We start from the raw sequence: 18,626 nt of genomic DNA, 5'->3' as shown, positions 1-18,626 counted from the left end.
GCCGAGAAAATTGGCGGAAGAGAGTGGGAGTCGAACCCACTAAGAACCGTCTGGCGGCCCTCTCTGGCTTTGAAGGCCAGCCGCCCCACCGGGAGCGCTTCCCCTCCGCCGGCGATAATTCCTCAGAACACCCGGCATGTCACGCCGGTCGCGATGCCGCGTCTTGCCGCCCGCGCAGGTGCGGCGCATTCTCGCCGCCGATGACACATCCTCGCCTCGTTCGTGACGATCTGGTTGCCGCACTCGACGCGGCTTGGCAGTCCCTCGGGCATGCCGGCGTCTGGTGGACCGGCGCCGAGCGGCTGGCGATCGCGCGCGAGACGCGGCACGCCCGCGGTTGCGTGCTCTGCGCCCGGCGCAAGGCGGCGCTGTCGCCGGCCGCCGTGACGGGTTCTCACGAGGCCTGCACCGATCTCGCGCCGGCTGCCGTCGAGGCGATCCATCGACTGGTGGCCGACCCCGGGCGGCTGTCGCGCGGCTGGTATGAGGCGCTGCTGCGCGACGGCCTCGAGGACGCCCGCTATGTCGAGCTGCTCGCCGTCGTCGCCATCGCGACGGCGGTCGACACGTTCGACCACGCGTTGGGGCACCCGCTTCGGCCGCTGGCCGCGGCGCGGGACGGCCAGCCGTCGCGCCGCCGGCCGCCCGGCGCCCGCGAGGGGCTCGCCTGGATGGCGACCCTGGCGCCCGAGGACGTGGCGGCCGACGACCCGCCGCTCTATGCCATCGCCGGCCGGATCGGCGGCAACGTGCAGCGCTCGCTCAGCCTGGTGCCCGAGGCGATGATGGCCTTCTGGGACATGTTCGAATGCATGTACCTGCCCAACGCCGCCATGCGCGATTTCGGGCGCGAGTATCGCGCCATCGACCACGCCCAGATCGAAATGCTGGCGGCACGCGTGGCGGTGCTCAACCGATGTACCTATTGAACGACCAGCCATCTGGCCCTGCTCCGGGCGAGCGGAAGACACGGCGGGACGGACTACAGCCTCGATGGCGTGATGCGCGACGGCAGCGGTGTCGGCGTGCGCGGTGAGGCCGAACTCAACGCCTTCGCCGATGCCGCGATCGGTCGCGATGCCTCGCTGGAGGCGGCGCGCGCCGGCGTGGCCAGGGTCCTCGGCGAGGCGGCGATGGTCGATGCGGCGGCGGTGATCGCGGGCTTCGATGCCATCACCCGCGTCGCCGACGGCAGCGGCATCCCGCTCGAGGACCAGAAGGCGGCGGCCACCGCGGACTGGCGCCAGGCGCTCGGCATCGACGCCTTCTGGGACGCCAAGGTCTAGGCCTTCGGCAGCGGGCCGAACTGCTCGAGCTTGTGCGGCACGGTGCGGCGCATGTCGCCCTTGCGCATGGTGATGCCGTGGCGATCGAAGAACTCGAGGATCAGGATCGCCACCTTGCGGCCGTTGTCGAGCCTGTCGCGGAACTGCGCCGCGGTGAAGTCGTTGCCGAGCGCGTGCGCGATGCCGATCATCTCGGCGACCACCGGCCGCAGGAAATACTGGTCGGGCGCCACCTCGACGACGCGGCCGATCTTGGCGAGCCGCCGCAGCAGACGGCGCATGTCGGCTTCGGGCACGTCGTGGGTGTCGGCGAAGTCGCGCACGCGCGGCGGACGGTAGCGCTCGCGGATCAGGTCGGCCGAGACCTTGCGCCACAGCTCCTCGTCCCTGGCGCCGAGTTTCAGCGAATGGCCGGGCAGGCGCAGCACCGGCCCGTCGACCACGACCGTCTTGGCCTGCACCTCGCGGTCGAGCAGGGCGCGAAACACCGGCGCCGGCCAGCGCTTCTTCATCGCCAGCCGCAGCCGCTCGGGCTGCAGGCCGGGCGTGTCGGGCGTCGATTCGTGGTAGGCCTTGAGTGTCTCGAGGAGATCGGCGTGCGCCGCGTCGAGCGTTTCCGCCAGCAGGCCGAAGCCGTCGAGCCGGGCGCCGCCCGCTCCCGCCAGCAGCGCGTCGACCTCGGCCGGCCGGAGATTGCGCGCGAGGCCGAAGCGCGCGACCTCGACGAAGCCGGTGTCCAGCCGCAGCAGCCGGGGCAGCACCGCGGCGTCGGGCTCGGCCAGCGCGGCAAGCTCCGCCAGCCGGCGCGGCGTGCGGCGGTTGCGCGGCGGGCCGAACGGATCGATCACGGCGGCGCCGGCCAGGGTGCGTGTCGCCGAGGGATCGCGCAGGATGACGCGATCGCCGGCGAGCGCGCCGATCTTCTCCTCGAGCACGAGCTGGGCCGGCATCTCGCCGCCCGGCGCCAGCCTGTCGCCCCCGAGCAGGGCGACGCGCCCCATGACGTGCGCGGAGCCGAGATGGACGTGGACCGGCGACCAGTGCTTGAGCGGCTGGCCTTCCGAGGCGAGCAGCTTCAGCCGCACGTCGATGCGGTCGGTCGGCGCGTGCAATTCGGGACCCACCACCCAGTCGCCGCGCCGCACCGATTCCTTCGACAGGCGCGCGCCGACCAGGTTGAGCGCGCAGCGCTCGCCGGCGCGGCCGACCTCGGCCGGCCGGTTCTGCGCATGCAGCGAGCGCACGCGCGCCTCGAGGCCGGACGGCGACAGCAGGAGATGGTCGCCGACCCTGATCGCGCCGGCATGGACGGTGCCGGTGACGACGACGCCGGCGCCGGCGAGCACGAAACAGCGATCGACCGCGAGCCGCGCGTGGCCGGTCGCGCCCTTCCTGCTCTCGCCGAGAACCAGGAGCTTGGCCTTGAGCTCGTCGATGCCCTGGCCCGTGACCGCCGAGACGGGCACGATGTCGGCGCCCCTGAGCGAGGTCGCGGACAGCAGCGTCTCGACCTCGGCCATGCGCTCGAGGATCCCGTCGTCGTCGGCGAGGTCGGACTTGGTGAGCGCGACCAGGCCGCGATCGAGGCCGAGCAGGTCGACGATCTGCAGATGTTCCACCGTCTGCGGCTTGATGCCCTCGGCCGCCGACACGACCAGCAGCGCCGCGTCGATGCCGGTGGCGCCGGCCAGCATGTTGTGCACAAAGCGCTCGTGGCCCGGCACGTCGACGAAACCGAGCTGGCGGCCGTCGCCGAGGTCGGAATAGGCGTAGCCGAGATCGATGGTGATGCCGCGCGCCTTCTCCTCCTTGAGGCGATCGGCGTCGACGCCGGTCAATGCCTTCACCAGCGCGGTCTTGCCGTGGTCGATGTGGCCCGCCGTGCCGACGATCATGCCGATCTCCGCAGCATCCTTCTCCTGCCCGCGTCATACGGGGGGAGGTGGCCGAAGGCCGGAGGGGTCGTGACCCCTCCGTCGCGGTTCGACCGCGACACCTCCCCGGCTCCGCCGGGGAGGGACAGGCTATGCGACATCGAGCGTCTCGAGTTGCGCGGCGAATGCGGGCTCGTCGTCGAGGGTGCGCAGGTCGAGGAGCAGCGTGTCGTCCGCGATTCGGCCGATCACCGGAATGGCCAGCCGGCGGAAGGCGTCGGCCAGCTTCTGCAGCCCGTGGCCCCGCGCGGCGAGCGCGAAGGACGGCAGCAGGTCGACCGGCAATGCGCCGGAGCCGATCTGCCCGCGCACCGGCTGGATGCCGGCCTCGAAGCCGTCGCCGAGCGCCGACGCGAAGGCGGGCAGCAGGCGTTCGGCCTGGGCGCGGATATCGGCGGCCGGACGCGCCAGCGCGCGGATCGTCGGCAGCCGGCGCACCAGGCGCTCGGGATCGGCATAGAGACGCAGCGTCGCTTCGAGTGCCGCGAGCCGCACCTTGTCGAGGCGCAACGCGCGCTTCATCGGATTCCTGGCGATGCGGCCGATCAGCTCCTTGCGGCCGACGATCAGCCCGGCCTGCGGGCCGCCCAGCAGCTTGTCGCCGGAGAAGGTGACGACGTCGACACCGGCGGCGATCGCCTCGCGCGCCGTCGGCTCGTGCGGCAACCCCCAGGTCTCGAGATCGACCAGGGTGCCGCTGCCCAGATCCTCGATGACGGGCAAGCCCCGGTCGCGCGCCAGCGGCACCAGCTCGGCGGCCGGGACGGACTTGGTGAAACCCTGGATGGCGTAGTTCGACGGATGCACCTTCAGGAGCGCCGCCGTCTCGGGACCGATCGCCTCGGCGTAGTCGCGCAGGTGCGTGCGGTTGGTGGTGCCGACCTCGACCAGCCGGCAGCCGGCGCGCGCCATGATGTCGGGGATGCGGAAGGCGCCGCCGATCTCGATCAGCTCGCCGCGCGAGACGATGACCTCGCGGCCCCTTCCCTCCTGCCCACCGGCCAGCGCGCCCAGCGCGATCAGCACGGCGCCGGCATTGTTGTTGACGGCGGTCGCCGCCTCCGCGCCGGTCAGCCGGCAGAGCCAGGGCGCGATATGGTCGTCGCGTTCGCCCCGGCCGCCGTCCGCGAGGTCGTATTCCAGCGCGGTCGGCGAGCGCATCGCCTCGACCGCGGCCTCTATCGCCTCCTCGGCCATCACCGCGCGGCCGAGATTGGTGTGCAGCACGGTGCCGGTGAGGTTGAAGACGCGGCGCTGCGAGGGCCGCACCAGGTCGGCCAGCCGTGCCTCGCACCAGCGCGCGCAGGCCGCCTCGTCGGCGACCTCGGGTGAGCCGCGCCGGGCCTCGGCCCAGCCGCGCAGGACCTCGATCACGAGCTTGCGCCCGGCGCGCTCCAGCAGCGGCGCCAGGGCGGGCCAGGCGGCCATGCGGTCGATCGATGGCGGACGCCCAATGGTCGATTGGGCCACGGATGCGCCTTGGGCGCGGTCGGCACGCGACACGGGTTCGATCCCCTCTTCGGAAGCCGGACTGTGGCCCAGCTTCCGCACCGGATCAATCGGCCGGCGTCAGCCGCCGGCGCGGCGCCTCAGGAGGCGGCGACGGCGGTGCCGACGCGCACCAGCACCAGTACGGCCGAGGCCGACAGGCCGATCATGAGGGCGAGCCGGGTCGAGGCGCCGCCGAACTCGTCGGTGGCCAGCACACGGGCAAACGCGAAAGCGCGATCGATGATCGTCATGGAAGACCCCCAATTCCCACCGGCCGGACGGGATCCCTGTCCCGCAAGGCCGCAGACACCCACTCAATTCGTCGGCGGCGTCCGGGACCCCTCCCGTCGGCCGCAACGACGGTATAGGCCAACCGCTTGTATCCGTGGTGTCGCGACGCGCGCGAATTTGTATCAGTTGTTTCCGCTGCGCTCGAGCTTCCAGGTCTGGGCCAGCAGCTCGGCAACGCGCGCCGCCATCAGCCGGTAGCCCTTGCTCTGGCCGTCCGGCGCGCGCGCGAAATGGATGTGGTCGGCATAGATCGTGTCCTTCTCGTTCTCCAGCAGGTCGCCGAGATCGTGGATGGCGAGGCCGCGCTCCCCGAGCGTCAGCAGCCCGCCGACCATGCGCCGGTAGAGGTCGCGGTACGACAGGTCGCCGACCACCTTCTTCTCCTCCTCCGTCAGCGTCTTGCCCCAGGCCGGCATGGGCTGGATGAAGTAGGCAGTCTTCACGCCGTAGTCGCGGCCGATCGCCTCGATGCCGCGCGCATATTTCTGGTAGAGCGCCATCTGGGTCTCGAAGAACAGCTCCCTGTCCTTGCGGATGTCCTCCGGCATGGCGAACAGGCCGGCGAGCGTCGTCTTCTTGGTCGACTTGAAGACGTCCTTGCTCTTGGCCATCGCCTCGATGCCGCGCACGATCATGTAGACGGCGTGGCTGCGGCCGAGCACCGGCGTGATGGCGAGCGTGCCGGCGATGCGGCCCATCACCCAGCCGATGGCGGCGTCGCCGAAATTCTCGTCGGCGACGAAGGGATTGACGTCGATGAAGTTGGAGAGCGGCCGCTCCAGCCGCTCCTGCGTGCCGTGCACGAACATGTAGTGCTCGTTGAAGCCGTCGAGCGTCAGCACCGCGTCGACCGAGGTGGCGTAGAGCGAGAACAGGATGAGCTGCTGCGGCTGCTTCCAGGCGCCGTCGCCGCCGTTCAGCACCAGGAACGGTTTGCCGTTGGGGCTGCGGTAGCGCCGGTTCAGCTCCTCCTCGAGATAGCGCGGCGCCGGCGCGGGCCAGTTCTGGCCGAGCTGCGAGGCGACCGAGCCGCCGACGATCAGCACGGTGTAGCGGTCCTGCCGCTTGAGCGTCGGGAAATCGTCGTTGAACAGGCCGATGTTGTTGACGTTGGGGATGCCGCACGGCGGGTTGCCGTGATGGACGAAGGCGACGTAGGGATGCGGATAGAGCGTGTCGACATAGCGGCAGGCCGAGCCGCGCGTCATGTCGCGCACGTAGGTGTTCTGGGTGCGCTCGAACAGCTCGGAGGCGGGCGTGTAGCGGCCGTCCTCGATCGTCAGCCAGGCGATCGCAGTCACCTCGATGAGCGCCAGCGCCATGACGACGCCGATCAGACCGGAAATCCAGCCGAAGACCCGGCGCTTGGTCGTTTCCCTCACTTGTGCGCGTCCCGAATGGCCTGCCAAACCCGCTGCGGCGTCGCCGGCATCTGGATGTTGCGCACGCCGAGCGGCCACAGCGCGTCCATGATGGCGTTCATCACCGTCGGCGTCGAGCCCACTGTGCCAGATTCGCCCACGCCCTTGGCGCCCAGCGGGTTGGTCCGGGCCGGCACAGAATCGTCGAGCGTGTTGGAAAAGTCAGGGAAGGTGTCGGCGCGCGGCATGCCGTAGTCCATGAACGAGCCGGTGACGAGCTGACCCGAATCGCGGTCGTAGACGTTGCCCTCGACCAGCGCCTGGCCGATGCCCTGGGCGCAGCCGCCGTGGATCTGGCCGAACACGATCGGCCGGTGCAGCGGCGTGCCGACGTCGTCGACCGTGGTGTAGCGCTTGAGCTCGACCAGCCCGGTGTCGGGATCGATCTCGACCTCGCCGACATGGGCGCCGTTCGGCCAGGCGATGCCATCCACCGTGCCGACGTTCTCGATGAAGATGCGCTTGTCGGGCTGCCGCGCGGCCAGTTCGCCGAGCCCGATCGAGCGGTCGGTGCCGGCGATGGTGAAGCGGCCGGCGGCGTAGGCGATGTCCGCCGCGCTCGCCTCGAGTGCGTCGGCCGCCAGGTCCTTGCCCTTGGCGACCAGCTTCTCGCTGCCGCCGAGCACCGCCGAGCCGCCGATATAGGCCGAGCGCGAGCCCATCGAGCCGACGCCGCCGACGCGGTCCGAATCGCCCATGGCGATCTCGATCTTCGAGGGATCGATGCCGAGCAGCTCCGAGGCGAGCTGGGTGAAGGAGGTCTGCAGCCCCTGCCCCATGCCCTGGGTGCCCATCCAGATCGTCACCTTGCCGTCGGCGTCGACCTCGTAGTGCGCCATCTCGTTCATGACGTTGGCGCTGGTCCATTCGACGTAGGAGGCGAGGCCGCGGCCGTAGAGCCGGCCGCGCCTGGCTGCCTCGGCCTTGCGCGCCTCGAAGCCCTGCCAGTCGGCGGCCTCGAGCGTCCTGGTGAGGAAGAGATCGAAGTCGCCGGAATCGTATTTCTCGCCCATCGCCGTGGTGTAGGGCATCTGCGCCGGCGTGACGAAGTTGCGCCGCCTGAGCTCGGCCGGATCGATGCCGATCTGGCGTGCCGCGGTGTCCATCAGCCGCTCGAGATCGAGGATGCACTCGGGCCGCCCGGCGCCGCGATAGGCGCCGATCGTGGCGGTGTTGGTGAGCACGCAATGCAGCCTGAGGTCGACCACCGGCACGTCGTAGGTGCCGGTGCTCACCTTCGGGCCGACGAACAGCGGGATCACCACGCCGGCGCGCGCCGGATAGGCACCGATGTTGGCGAAGGCCTCCATGCGCAGCGCCAGGATCCTGCCGCCCTCGTCGAGCGCCAGCGCGCACTTGTGGAGCTGGTCGCGGCCGGCCGTGGTGGCGGCGAACTCCTCGCCGCGCTCGGCGCGCCACTTGACCGGCCGCTTCAGCATCTTGGCGACCCACACCGCGACCGATTCGTCGGGCTGGATGCCGACCTTCATGCCGAAGCCGCCGCCGATGTCGCGCACCAGCACGCGCACTTTGTCCTTCGGCATCTTGAGGATCACGTCGCAGAGCGTGTCGCGCGTCACCGACGGGTTCTGGCTGCCGATATGGACGACCAGCCGGTCGCCGTCCCATTCGGCCATCACCGCGCGCGGCTCCATGGCGTTGACGATCAGCCGCTGGTGCACGATGTCGAGCGACACGACATGCGCGGCGGCCTTGAAGGCGGCCTCGGCCTTTTCGTGGTCGCCGAAGCGATTGAAGCCGACGCGATTGCCCGGCGCGCCCTTCCACACAAGTGGTGCGCCGGGCGCCAGCGCATCGTCGATCCCGGTGACGGCCGGCAGCGGGTCGTAGTCGACCTCGACCAGCTCGGCCGCGTCCTGCGCCTGCTCGCGCGTCTCGGCGACGACGGCCGCCACCGCCTCGCCGACATGGCGCACCGCCTCGTGCGCCAGCGAGCGGCGCGGCGTCATCTCGGGCTTGCCGCCGTCCTCGTTGGCGAACATGGCCGGGAAGTCGAAGCGGCCGACGCCGTCCTTCTCCATGTCGGCCCAGGTGAACACCGCGACCACGCCCGGTGCCTCGCGCGCCGCCGTCGTGTCGATCCTGGCGATCCTCGCGTGGGCGTGCGGCGAACGCACCAGCACCACGTGGGCCATGTCGGGTCGGGAGAGATTGTCGGTGAAACCGCCGGTGCCGGTCAGCAGCCTGTTGTCCTCGACACGCTTGATGTACTGCGCCTTGCCAAACACCGCCATACGCCACTCCTCGCCGATCCGTACCCTTCAGGTCGGCGCGGACTATAGCGGCGAGAGGGTGGGCGACAAGCGGACTTCCTCGCTCACCAAAACTCACCGGGACTCGGCGCGCCGGCGGTTCAATTGTAATATTTCATATCATATGACATCATATGTAATATGAGATTAGTTCTCGACACGGACGTCATCGTCGCTGGCATGCGAAGTCCGCGCGGGGCTTCGGCGGCGTTGCTCCTGGACGCCCTGGCTGGGCGTTTGACCCTGCTTCTGGGCGTGGCTTTGGCGATCGAGTACGAGGCCACATGCATGCTTGCGGAGCATCGCCTTGCGGCAGGCCTGAGCGAAAAGGAGGTCGGCGTGTTTCTCGATGCGATCGTTGCGCTGGCGGAACCGGTCGAGAGTCACTTTCTATGGCGACCGAGCCTGCGCGATCCAGCCGACGAGATGGTGCTGGAAACCGCAGTCAGCGGCCGCGCAGAGGCGATCGTGACGTTCAACTTGCGCGACTTTGGCATCGCGCCGCGTCGGTTCGGCATTGAGATATTGCGGCCGGCCGAGGCCATGAGGAGGATAAGAGGATGACAGCTACAACCTATCCGCTTCGCTTGCCTCGTTCGGTGAAGGCGGCCGTGGAAAAGCTCGCCAAGGCCGAGGGGATCAGCGTCAATCAGTTCGTGGCGACCGCAGTTGCAGAGAAGCTGGCGGCAATGAACACCGCCGCCTTCTTTGCCGAGCGGCGCGGCCGCGCCGACTTCGCCGCATTCAAGCGGATCATGAAGCGGAAGGGTGGAGAGCCGCCACGTCCGGGCGATGATCGACGCTGAGCTCGGATGACCTGCGAGTCAGCGAGTCCTCGGGCTCTGTGTCTCTGAATGGCAGTCCGAAACGGCGGACCCATTCTTCATGCAAATCCCGCAACGGATCCGGTCCGTCAGATGTGCGGGCATAGTTGTGTGATTTCGCTAGCCAGGCGCTGCGTTGCCTCGATCGACTCCATGTTTCCCATCTCATCGCGAATGCGCTCCGACAAGAAAAGCAACATTTGCTCCAATAGGTGCATGCTTTCGCCCCTTGGTGTCCTCTGTCGCTAGGCAATCAGTGCTTCAGCGTCGGCAGGTCGGGCAGCGGGACGATGCGGATGCCCGCCGTTTCGAGGCCTTGGCGGACGGCCGTGGACACCGTGACGGCGGTCGGACCGTCGCCGTGCACGCAGATCGAATCGACCTGGCACGGAATGCGCTTGCCGCTGGTCGAATAGATCGCCTGCTCGTCGACCATGCGGCGCACGTGCGCGACGGCCTGTGCCGGATCCTTGATCATCGAGTTGGGCTCGCGGCGCGGCGTCAGGAAGCCCTTGTCGGTGTAGGTGCGGTCGGCGAACACCTCCTCGGCGACGCGCAGGCCGAGCTTGCGCGCGGCCTTGCCCTGCTCGGTGTTGGCCTGGGCGAGCACGATGAGATCGCGGTCGACCGCCCTGGTGGCGCGGCAGATCGCCTCGGACATCTCGGCACTCTCGGCCGACATGTTGCCCATCATGCCGTGCACCTTCATGTGGGTGACCTTGGCGCCGTGCAGCGCCGCGATGCCCATCAGCGCGCCGATCTGGTAGGCGATGTTGGTCTCGAGTTCCCTGGTCGAAAGGTTGATCACGCGCCGGCCGAAGCCCTGCAGGTCGGCGAAACCCGGGTGAGCGCCGATCGAGACGCCGTTCTCGACGCAGAGCTTCACCGTATCGGCCATCACCACCGGGTCGCTGGCATGGAAGCCGCAGGCGACGTTGGCCGACTTGACGATCTTCAGCACGTCGGCGTCGTTGCCCATGACCCACGGGCCGAAGCTTTCGCCGAGATCGGAGTTGATGTTGACGTGTCCTGCGTTGGTGCCGGCGGCCATGCGAGACTCCCTTGCTGCGAGCCGTTATCCTAGCAGACGTGAGCGTACGGTACCTCAACTGCGGCGACACGGCCTTTACTGTCGAGTTCGGCAACGAAATCTCGCCTGCGATCAACGGCCAGGTGATGGCGCTGCATGCGGCGATCGGCCAGGCCAAGGCGGACGGCGGCCTGCCGGGCGTGGTCGAGACCGTGCCCAGCATGCGCTCGCTGATGGTCACCTACGATCCGTTGGCGACGTCGCGGGCCGAGCTGCAGCCCGGGATCGACGCCCTGATCGCGCACGGACTGCCGACCGGGAGGGTGACACGGCGGGTGACCATCCCCTGCTGCTACGACGATCCGGAATTCGCGCCCGATCTCGACGAGGTGGCGAAGCGCACGAAGAAGACCCGCGAGCGGGTGATCGCGGACCATCTTTCCTCGGCGTTCAAGGTCTATGTCCTGGGGTTCATGCCCGGCCTCGCCTACATCGCCGGCCTCGAGCCCTCCCTGTATCTGCCGCGCCGCAGCGAGCCGCGCGTGAGGGTGCCGCGTTCCTCGGTCGCCATCGCCATGGACATGACGACCATCTATCCCTTCGAGAGCCCGGGCGGCTGGCACATCCTCGGCCGCACGCCGCTCTGGATGTTCGACCAGCGCCGCGAGCAGCCGGTCTTCCTGGCGCCGGGCGATTCGCTCACCTTCCAGCGCATCGACCGCAAGACGTTCGACAGGATCTCGCGCGACGTCGAAGCCGGGACGCTGGACTGGTCGACGTTGATCAGGACATGACCGCGCCTGACCCCTCCGTCGGCTTCGCCGACACCTCCCCACGTATGACGTGGGGAGGAATAAGAGTCTGCTTCTCCTCCCCATGCGCAAGCATGGGGAGGTGTCGCGGTCATACCGCGACGGAGGGGTCATGACCCCCGCCCTCAAGGTCATCCGCGCCGGCCTGTTCGACACCGTCCAGGATCTCGGCCGCATCGGCTTCATGGCGCTCGGCATGCCGACGGCGGGCGCGATGGACAGGATCGCGCTGACGCTTGCCAACGCGCTGGCCGGCAATCCCGCCAACACCGCGGGGCTGGAGATCGGCGTCATGGGGCCGGACCTGCTGATCGAGGCCGACTCGGTGCGCGTGGCGCTGGTCGGGCCGCTCTCGCCGTCGCTGATCGACGGGCCCGACGCCCAACCCAAGCCGATCGAGTCGAACCGCAGCCATCTGCTGAAGCGCGGCCAGACCTTGCGCGTCGGCATGGTCGAGGGCTCCAGCACCGCCTATCTCGCGATCGCGGGCGGCCTCGCCCTGCCCCCCTTCATGGGCAGCCTCGCGACCTACGCCCGCGCCGGCATCGGCGGCTTCGAGGGTCGCAAGCTCGCATCAGGCGACGCCCTGCCGCTCAGGCTCGGCGCCGCGCCACCGGGCGACGAGCGCAAGCTCGCCGCACCCTTCGACTACGGCAGTGGACCCATTCGAGTCATCTGGGGACCGCAGGACGATTATTTCAGCGCCAAGGGCCGCGCCACGTTCGTCGGCTCGGAGTACCGCGTCTCCAGGGAAGCCGACCGCATGGGCATCCGCTTCGAAGGCCCGACCATCGAGCATTCGGTAAGCGTGGATAAGGGGGGCGCCGACATCATCTCCGACGGCATCGGCCCCGGCGCCATCCAGGTGCCGGGCGCCGGCCTGCCGATCGTGCTGCTCGGCGACCGCCAGACCGTCGGCGGCTATTCCAAGATCGCCACGGTGGCCTCGGTCGACCTGCCGCGGCTCGGCCGCCTGCTGCCCGGCCAGACGGTGCGCTTCACGGCGATCGTCGTCGAGGAAGCCGAGAAGCTGCGGCGCGACCAAGAGGCGCAGCTCAAGCGAGCCATCGCCGAGTTGCAGGTCGCGCGCCCGCCGGGCGGCATCGACCTCGCCAAGCTCTACGAGGAGAACCTGATCGACGGGGTGGTGGCAGAGTAGTCAGCCGTACGAGGAAGCCGCACGACCACGGTTAGCTACTTCAAAACGTTTGCTTCAATCTCAGAAAGCAGTTGGATGTGTTCCTCAGTCTTCAACGGCGCCGTACAAAAGAACCGGTTCAACGCATAAGGCGCTCCCCCGCGGCGATCCATCGCGTAGTCGGTGAACGTGTGCAACGGAAGAGTGGAGGGATCAACGTTGAACGATACGCGATGGAACTGAAAGTCGAGCTTCATTCCGTAGGCTCTTTCGTGGGCCGCCGTGATCAATCCCTTCATGATTGCGAACTTCGCCACGAGCTTGGCGATCGGCTCGTCAAAATCGACGACTAACCAACTCGAATAGAGGCGAGGCGGTGGAGAGGCTGGTTGCCTTACCTGGAATGCTAGTTGCCCCCAAGAGATAACGTCATCAAGAACGATATCGGCTTCGGTTGTCGTACGGCAAACGACGAGGAGGCCATCGTTGTAAACGTCAAGGTTCTCGATCGCGATTTCGGCCTCGCCTTGGCGCTGGAGGCGCCCTGACTGGAACTTGACGCCAGCGTCGGCTGATGTCCGGAGATCGGAGTTGGTCAAGAAGCCATATCTTGCTTTGATCATGTCGACGGCAGTGGGCAGATAGGTCGACTGATGACTCCGGGCTTCGTCTGGATTGAAGCCCTGCATTGCGCGGCCGTGCAGCGAGGAAACTAGTTTCATTTCATTACCTCGGGCTGCGCAAAGACGCTCGCCCTACCAAAGGCACGATTCGCGCTTGCAAGGATCGAATCCAACGGCTGCTCAGGACTTTGATCAGGTCTGGCTATTCCCATCGAGGCGATATTGCTTTGACTTGGCAACATCCTGTCCGGGAGGGCTGTCTTGATGGACGCAAGCGGCACAGCCGCTGGTACGATTGGCTCTGCGATCTCGGCGTTGCTACCGACACGGGCTGGTGGCCGTTCCGCTAGGGTCACCTTGACACTGCGATCAAGTGCAAATGCGAGATCAGCCAGTGTTTCCAAGGTGAAGTTATGACGCCCATCAAACTTCTTGCTTATGGCGCTTCGGCCAAGTCCAAGGAGCTTGCCAATCGCGGTCTTCGTCAGGTCGCGCTTCTTCTTCTCCTCCGCCAGTGCTTGGTTCAAGGCGTGGTGGATTTCTCCGATCAAACGGACATATGTTCGACGCCGCTTGTCGAGGCGGGGACTGCTAGCAGATGTCATTGGCTTGCACTCCCATCAGGAACTTCGGGCGGTCGAGATCGAGCTTGTCGCGGAATGCGACCACGCGATCGACGAAAGGTTTGTACCTTGAGCTAGGTTTGAGGTGTCGCTTCATCTCGCCGCAAACCAGCACCAAGTGCCGACGCATCGGCAGCCAGCCGAAGAGTCGAACGTCCAAGGTCTTCATCTCCCAGACGTGGAACCCGACTGGCTCCAGCAGACGGCGATCTCTTGCGTAGATCATTGGCCGACCCACGGCATAGTCGAACAGCAGCTGCTCGACCTGTTCGAAGGGCGACAGGTTGCGCGGCTGGTCCGGCTCCTCTTCTTGAAGCTTGCCCAGCCAAGCTGGGAAATCCGGCGCCTGATGAATCCAACGGGAGGGAAACTCGTCGTGCTCAAAGTCGGGCTCGTAAGGAAGGAGGTCCCCCTTGGCCTCCAATATGGGGATTGTTGCCATATAAGTCACCATCCCCCAAGGGGGTTGCGACCCTATTTTGCCTCTTTTTGCGAGCCACTTGGAGCGGTTCGCCACGCAGACCGCGGATAAATGGGGAAGGTCTGCTGGAGCTAGTGAACTTACTCATAGACAAGAACGTATAGAGAACGTACAATCACGTCAAATGAACCCGTCCAGCAATTCACCCGCATGTGGATCGGGCCGGTCGACGCTCAAGACGGCAGCCGCCGCTTGCCCACCTTACTGGTCAATTTCTGCATCTACTGCATTTGGTTTTGATTCCGTGACAGGACCATTTGTACGGTTTCCGCAGTTCGCGCAGTTCCCACAGTGGGAGACGGATCCGCTTTGGGACCATTTGTACAGTTTCCGGTATTTGCGGTATTTCCGCCGCCCACTCCGTCCCGATCCGGAACTACTTCGACAGGTTTCTGCGGTTCCTGCGGTTTCTGCGACGCCTCACCGGCAACGCGCACTCGCAGTCATCGTACTGTCGCCGTCAGATCCCCGTCTGATTCTCGTCAGATGACATGCGGTGCGCGAGCGATGCGGGGATCACGGGCCACTCATCCGCCCACACAACATCTGGGATCGACCGTCGATTTGAACGAACCGACGGCCGTCAACCGTCGTCACCTTGAAACGATGTTGCGCGCGTCCGGCAGGTCGCTCGAGATCGCGCATCGCCACCTCGAAGACGCCGCGCTCGACGATCCGGTGGGCCGCGCGCCCCGACTACGTCGCGCCGTAGACCACCGTCTGGAATCCCTCGCCCGGCGACGGCGGCACGAAATAGGCGGTGATCCGGTCGAACTCCGCGTCGCTCACGGTGAATTCGTGCGCGCCCGACTCGTTGCGCCGGTGCAGGCGCTGCCTGCAGAGCTCGTCCGGCATGTCGAGGAAATGCAGGCGATGGTCGGCGCCCGCCCGCTCGAAGAGGCCGCGCATCCATTGCCGGCCGGCCGGCGTGTTGGCGGGGAAATCGAGCACGACCGAGAGCCCGGCCTTCAGCAGCGCCTCGACGTGCGGGCCCATCGCCTCGCGCAGCCGGCGCGACAGGCGGATGTAGTCGTCGACCGTCTTCAGCTCCGGCCCGAACAGGCGCGACGTCCAGAAATCCTCGCTGATGAGGATCGCGGCGGGCGCGGCGGCAAGCCGCGCCGCGAGCGTCGACTTGCCCGACGCCGCCTTGCCGCAAAGCATGTGCAGGGTCGGCCGCCCGCGCGGCGCGCGCGGGCCGGTGCTCCGGTCGGTTTCGTCCATCGGCCCGGCTCCCCTCCTCCACCGTCATTCACTGTAGCCGCTGGGCAGCCCCGTTGGTACGACACGAAGGGCCCCCGGCATCGCGCCGGGCGACGCTGGAACGGGACGAACGCGACATGAGCTGGCAACCGGAGATGGACGAGCTGCGCCGCCGTCAGGAGATGACGCGGCAGATGGGCGGGGCCGACAAGGTCAAGCGCCAGCACGACGGCGGCCGGCTGACGGTGCGCGAGCGCATCGACCGGCTGGTCGACAAGGAGAGCTTCCGCGAGATCGGCAGCGTCGCCGGCAAGGCCGAGTACGACGGCCGCAACGACCTCGTCCACCTGATGCCGGCCAATGCCGTGATGGGCCGGGCCAGGATCGACGGCCGCCACGTCGCCGTCACCGGCGACGACTTCACGGTGCGCGGCGGCTCGGCCGACGCCACCATCAAGGAGAAGGACATCTTCATCGAGCGCTACGCCAACCAGTATCGCGTGCCGCTGATCCGCATGATCGAGGGCTCGGGCGGCGGCGGCTCGGTCAAGACCATCGAGACCACCGGCCGCGCCAACGTGCCCGGCGTGCGCGGCTGGGAATGGGTGGTGCGCAACATGGGTGCCGTGCCGACGGTGGGACTGGGCCTGGGCTCGGTCGCCGGGCTGGGCGCGGCGCGGCTCGCCGCCACGCACTACTCGGTGATGGTCAAGGAGATCTCGGCGATGTTCGTCGCCGGCCCGCCGGTGGTGAATCGCCTGAGCCCCAGGCAGTTCGACAAGCAGGAGCTGGGCGGCTGGGAGATCCAGTTGCGCGCCGGCGCGATCGACGAGGCGGCCGACAGCGAGGACGAGGCGTTCGCGCTCACCCGCCGCTTCCTCTCCTACCTGCCGTCCTCCGTCCACGAAGCGCCGCCGCGCGGGCCGCAGGACGATTCGCCCCATCGTCGCGAGGAGTCTCTGTTCGACGCCATCCCGCGCGACACCCGCAAGGTCTACCGCATCAGGCCGATCGTCGAGAAGATCGTCGACCAGGGCAGCTTCTTCGAGATGGGCCGGCTCTACGGCCGCTCGGTCGCGACCGGGCTGGCGCGGATCGACGGCTGGCCGGTGGCGGTGATGGCGAGCGACCCGATGTTCTACGGCGGCGGCTGGACCGCCGACGCCTGCCAGAAGGTGGCGCGCTTCGTCGATCTCGCCGAGACCTTCCATCTTCCGGTCGTCTATTTCTGCGACTGCCCGGGCTTCCTGATCGGTCTCGAGGCGGAGAAGAGCGGCGTCATCCGCCAGGGCGTACGGGCCATGTCGGCGATGTTCCAGACCACCGTGCCGTGGTGCACCTTCATCATCCGCAATGCCTTCGGCGTGGCGGGGGCGGCGCATCAGAACGGCGGTCGGCTCAACTGGCGCTATGCCTGGCCGTCGGGCCGCTGGGGCTCGCTGCCGCTCGAGGGCGGCATCGAGGCGGCCTATCGCGCCGAGATCGACGCCGCACCCGACGCCAAAGCCAAGATGGCCGAGATCGAGGAGCGGCTGAACAAGCTGCGCTCGCCGTTCCGCTCGGCCGAGAGCTTCTGGATCGAGGAGATCGTCGACCCGCGCGACACGCGCCGCATCCTCTGCGAGTTCGTCGAGCTCGCCGCGCCGGTGCGCGGCTCCGGCCCGACGTCGTATTGGATGAGGCCTTAAACGAACTCTCCCCTCCCCGGTCTTCCGGGGAGGTGTCGGCGTCTTCGCCGACGGAGGGGTCATGACCCGACGCCCGTTGCGACCCTCGACCCCTCCGTCGCGGCATGACCGCGACACCTCCCCGCGCTTCGCGCAGGGAGGAGTCTTACTTCCCGCCCCAGCGGTAACCGTCGAGGCGCGGCAGGGTCCCGCAGCGCGAATCGAACGGCATGGTGTCGGAGGGCCCCTCCGGGCCGAGCACGACGACCTGGCCGGGCGCGTCGCGCAGCACCGAGGTCAGTGCCGGGAAGGTCCATTCCTGGCTGAACAGGCGATAGGGCCAGTCGCGCGTCGGCAGATCCCGGAACGGGATCGTGCCGCTGCGCGAGGAGACGAGGTCGCGCAGGTAGGCGAGATGGTCGCTCCACAGGCGCGTCAGCGCGACATCGGGGACCGCGGCCCCCAGCAGCAGGGCGAGCGTCGCCGTCGCGAGACGGCGGCCGACCGTGGGTTCGCGCAGCACGGCGAGCAGCCGCGGCGGATCGCGCCGCCACGCCGCGAGCAGCCACATCGCGGCCAGGAAGGCCCACACCGTGCAGCCGGCCGCCGTGCGCGCGACATAGTGTGCCGGCGGAAACAGCATCGCCTCGGGGTCGAGCTGGCGCGTCAACGGCAGGGCGGCGAGCAGCAGCGCGGTGAGGCCGATCACGACAAGCGGTCCGGCGCCGCGCAGCCAGGCCGGATGGACGAGCGAGACCAGGCCGAACAGCGCGAGCGCCGAGATCGGCACGACGAACTGCAGGTTCTGCCAGAAGTCGAGGACGGCGGCGCGCACCAGCGTGAAGTGCGGATGGTTCCAGTATTCGACGACGGTGAAGCCCGCGACCGCGGCGCCGCCCATGAAGCCGATCGCCGCCGCCAGCCCCATCGCGCGGGCGGGCGCGTCGTCTCGCGGCACGCGCTCGGTCCACCACAGCGCCGCCAGCGCGAGCAGCGGGCCGAGATAGATCATCGCCTCGTAGGATCTGAGGCAGAGCGCGGCCAGCAGGCAGAGCAGCAGTCCGTCGCGCCGCGCCCGCGCGCCGCCCGTCAGCACGATGGCGATGGCGGCAGTGGCCGCCGCGTAGGTGGCATTGTATTCGCCGATGATGAAGAACGAGGTGGGCAGATAGACCAGGGCGAGGATGGCGAGGACGGCGGCGAGCAGGGTGGCGTCGGAGCGAACCCGCCACAGCGCCAACTGGTAGAGACCGAGTGGCAGGGCGAACAGCGCGGCCGACTGGATCATCGCCAGCAACCGCGTGTCGGTGAGGCCGAGCTTGACCGCGAGCAGGACGGGCAGCTGAGTCACCCAGCCGACATGGGCGCGGGCGGGGTAGAAGTCGTGGAAGCCGCGCTTGTCGATGACGTTGACCAGGAACGCCGCGCCGTCCCAGAACAGGCTGCGGCAAACGGCGCTGTCGTAGACGGCGAGCGCCCACAGCAGGACCGTGGCGCATCGATAGACAAGGACGGTCGGCATCGCTCGC

At 68.1% G+C, this 18,626-nt stretch carries 18 protein-coding genes and 1 tRNA gene; 7 read left to right on the top strand and 12 right to left on the bottom strand.

Going from position 1 to position 18,626, the window contains the following annotated elements:
• Positions 1 to 11: 11 nt before the first annotated feature.
• Positions 12 to 107, bottom strand: a tRNA-Sec gene (locus KIT25_07100).
• A gap of 93 nt (positions 108 to 200) precedes the next feature.
• Between KIT25_07100 and KIT25_07095 the strand changes: the two genes are divergently transcribed.
• Both KIT25_07095 and KIT25_07090 read left to right on the top strand, forming a co-directional pair.
• Positions 201 to 929, top strand: a complete 729-nt coding sequence (locus KIT25_07095; GenBank protein ID UYN96690.1) for a hypothetical protein — start codon at positions 201 to 203, stop codon at positions 927 to 929.
• Positions 930 to 998: 69 nt separating this feature from the next.
• Positions 999 to 1,286, top strand: coding sequence for a hypothetical protein (locus tag KIT25_07090; protein ID UYN96689.1), 288 nt, complete (start codon positions 999 to 1,001; stop codon positions 1,284 to 1,286).
• Here the strand turns inward: KIT25_07090 and selB are convergent.
• From selB to KIT25_07065, 5 genes are all read right to left on the bottom strand, one after another.
• On the bottom strand, positions 1,283 to 3,181 hold the full coding sequence (gene selB / locus KIT25_07085; GenBank protein ID UYN96688.1) for a selenocysteine-specific translation elongation factor: 1,899 nt from the start codon (positions 3,179 to 3,181) through the stop codon (positions 1,283 to 1,285). The genes KIT25_07090 and selB overlap by 4 nt on opposite strands.
• A gap of 129 nt (positions 3,182 to 3,310) precedes the next feature.
• Positions 3,311 to 4,648: an L-seryl-tRNA(Sec) selenium transferase gene (gene selA, locus KIT25_07080; protein UYN96687.1), complete on the bottom strand. Its 1,338-nt coding sequence runs from the start codon at positions 4,646 to 4,648 to the stop codon at positions 3,311 to 3,313.
• Positions 4,649 to 4,809: 161 nt separating this feature from the next.
• The gene (locus tag KIT25_07075) at positions 4,810 to 4,962 is read right to left on the bottom strand and encodes a hypothetical protein (protein UYN96686.1); all 153 of its coding nucleotides are present in this window, start codon (positions 4,960 to 4,962) and stop codon (positions 4,810 to 4,812) included.
• Positions 4,963 to 5,124: 162 nt separating this feature from the next.
• Positions 5,125 to 6,384, bottom strand: a complete 1,260-nt coding sequence (locus KIT25_07070) for a hypothetical protein (GenBank protein UYN96685.1) — start codon at positions 6,382 to 6,384, stop codon at positions 5,125 to 5,127.
• Entirely contained in the window at positions 6,381 to 8,678 is a 2,298-nt protein-coding gene (locus KIT25_07065) for a xanthine dehydrogenase family protein molybdopterin-binding subunit (GenBank protein ID UYN96684.1), read from the bottom strand. Before KIT25_07065 ends, KIT25_07070 begins: the two co-directional genes overlap by 4 nt.
• A gap of 159 nt (positions 8,679 to 8,837) precedes the next feature.
• Between KIT25_07065 and KIT25_07060 the strand changes: the two genes are divergently transcribed.
• Both KIT25_07060 and KIT25_07055 read left to right on the top strand, forming a co-directional pair.
• Positions 8,838 to 9,260, top strand: coding sequence for a putative toxin-antitoxin system toxin component, PIN family (locus tag KIT25_07060; GenBank protein ID UYN96683.1), 423 nt, complete (start codon positions 8,838 to 8,840; stop codon positions 9,258 to 9,260).
• Positions 9,261 to 9,307: 47 nt separating this feature from the next.
• Positions 9,308 to 9,502, top strand: a complete 195-nt coding sequence (locus KIT25_07055) for a hypothetical protein (protein ID UYN96682.1) — start codon at positions 9,308 to 9,310, stop codon at positions 9,500 to 9,502.
• Between the two features lie 271 nt (positions 9,503 to 9,773).
• Here the strand turns inward: KIT25_07055 and KIT25_07050 are convergent, their stop codons facing one another.
• Complete coding sequence (locus tag KIT25_07050; GenBank protein UYN96681.1) at positions 9,774 to 10,571, bottom strand: 5-oxoprolinase subunit PxpA; 798 nt, start codon at positions 10,569 to 10,571, stop codon at positions 9,774 to 9,776.
• 38 nt (positions 10,572 to 10,609) lie between these two features.
• On the opposite strand from KIT25_07050, the gene pxpB reads away from it, so the two are divergent.
• Both pxpB and KIT25_07040 read left to right on the top strand, forming a co-directional pair.
• On the top strand, positions 10,610 to 11,344 hold the full coding sequence (gene pxpB / locus KIT25_07045; protein UYN96680.1) for a 5-oxoprolinase subunit PxpB: 735 nt from the start codon (positions 10,610 to 10,612) through the stop codon (positions 11,342 to 11,344).
• 130 nt (positions 11,345 to 11,474) lie between these two features.
• Entirely contained in the window at positions 11,475 to 12,521 is a 1,047-nt protein-coding gene (locus KIT25_07040; protein UYN96679.1) for a biotin-dependent carboxyltransferase family protein, read from the top strand.
• Between the two features lie 35 nt (positions 12,522 to 12,556).
• Here KIT25_07040 and KIT25_07035 read toward each other — a convergent pair whose 3' ends face one another.
• The 4 genes from KIT25_07035 to KIT25_07020 form a co-directional block, all read right to left on the bottom strand.
• Entirely contained in the window at positions 12,557 to 13,222 is a 666-nt protein-coding gene (locus KIT25_07035) for a hypothetical protein (protein ID UYN96678.1), read from the bottom strand.
• Positions 13,219 to 13,650, bottom strand: coding sequence for a helix-turn-helix transcriptional regulator (locus tag KIT25_07030; protein ID UYN96677.1), 432 nt, complete (start codon positions 13,648 to 13,650; stop codon positions 13,219 to 13,221). The genes KIT25_07035 and KIT25_07030 overlap by 4 nt, the downstream gene beginning before the upstream one ends.
• A 64-nt stretch (positions 13,651 to 13,714) precedes the next feature.
• Positions 13,715 to 14,188: a hypothetical protein gene (locus KIT25_07025; GenBank protein UYN96676.1), complete on the bottom strand. Its 474-nt coding sequence runs from the start codon at positions 14,186 to 14,188 to the stop codon at positions 13,715 to 13,717.
• 735 nt (positions 14,189 to 14,923) lie between these two features.
• Complete coding sequence (locus KIT25_07020) at positions 14,924 to 15,451, bottom strand: ATP-binding protein (protein ID UYN96675.1); 528 nt, start codon at positions 15,449 to 15,451, stop codon at positions 14,924 to 14,926.
• 116 nt (positions 15,452 to 15,567) lie between these two features.
• Between KIT25_07020 and KIT25_07015 the strand changes: the two genes are divergently transcribed.
• Positions 15,568 to 17,118, top strand: a complete 1,551-nt coding sequence (locus tag KIT25_07015) for a methylmalonyl-CoA carboxyltransferase (GenBank protein ID UYN96674.1) — start codon at positions 15,568 to 15,570, stop codon at positions 17,116 to 17,118.
• A gap of 145 nt (positions 17,119 to 17,263) precedes the next feature.
• On the opposite strand, the gene KIT25_07010 is transcribed toward KIT25_07015, so the two are convergent.
• Positions 17,264 to 18,619: a hypothetical protein gene (locus KIT25_07010; protein ID UYN96673.1), complete on the bottom strand. Its 1,356-nt coding sequence runs from the start codon at positions 18,617 to 18,619 to the stop codon at positions 17,264 to 17,266.
• Positions 18,620 to 18,626 lie beyond the last annotated feature (7 nt).

This window comes from Enhydrobacter sp., assembly GCA_025808875.1.
GTDB lineage: Bacteria > Pseudomonadota > Alphaproteobacteria > Reyranellales > Reyranellaceae > Reyranella.
Note: the sequence above shows the minus strand (reverse complement) of the source record. Positions and strands in the feature narration are given on the sequence as shown.

Bases quoted from the DNA above. Each gene is read 5' to 3' on its own strand.
- KIT25_07095 (UYN96690.1), top strand. From the start codon at position 201: ATGACACATCCTCGCCTCGTTCGTGACGATCTGGTTGCCGCACTCGAC.
- selB (UYN96688.1), bottom strand. From the start codon at position 3,181: ATGATCGTCGGCACGGCGGGCCACATCGACCACGGCAAGACCGCGCTG.
- selA (UYN96687.1), bottom strand. From the start codon at position 4,648: ATGGCCGCCTGGCCCGCCCTGGCGCCGCTGCTGGAGCGCGCCGGGCGC.
- KIT25_07075 (UYN96686.1), bottom strand. From the start codon at position 4,962: ATGACGATCATCGATCGCGCTTTCGCGTTTGCCCGTGTGCTGGCCACC.
- KIT25_07065 (UYN96684.1), bottom strand. From the start codon at position 8,678: ATGGCGGTGTTTGGCAAGGCGCAGTACATCAAGCGTGTCGAGGACAAC.
- KIT25_07060 (UYN96683.1), top strand. From the start codon at position 8,838: ATGAGATTAGTTCTCGACACGGACGTCATCGTCGCTGGCATGCGAAGT.
- KIT25_07050 (UYN96681.1), bottom strand. From the start codon at position 10,571: ATGGCCGCCGGCACCAACGCAGGACACGTCAACATCAACTCCGATCTC.
- KIT25_07040 (UYN96679.1), top strand. From the start codon at position 11,475: ATGACCCCCGCCCTCAAGGTCATCCGCGCCGGCCTGTTCGACACCGTC.
- KIT25_07035 (UYN96678.1), bottom strand. From the start codon at position 13,222: ATGAAACTAGTTTCCTCGCTGCACGGCCGCGCAATGCAGGGCTTCAAT.
- KIT25_07025 (UYN96676.1), bottom strand. From the start codon at position 14,188: ATGGCAACAATCCCCATATTGGAGGCCAAGGGGGACCTCCTTCCTTAC.
- KIT25_07020 (UYN96675.1), bottom strand. From the start codon at position 15,451: ATGGACGAAACCGACCGGAGCACCGGCCCGCGCGCGCCGCGCGGGCGG.
- KIT25_07015 (UYN96674.1), top strand. From the start codon at position 15,568: ATGAGCTGGCAACCGGAGATGGACGAGCTGCGCCGCCGTCAGGAGATG.
- KIT25_07010 (UYN96673.1), bottom strand. From the start codon at position 18,619: ATGCCGACCGTCCTTGTCTATCGATGCGCCACGGTCCTGCTGTGGGCG.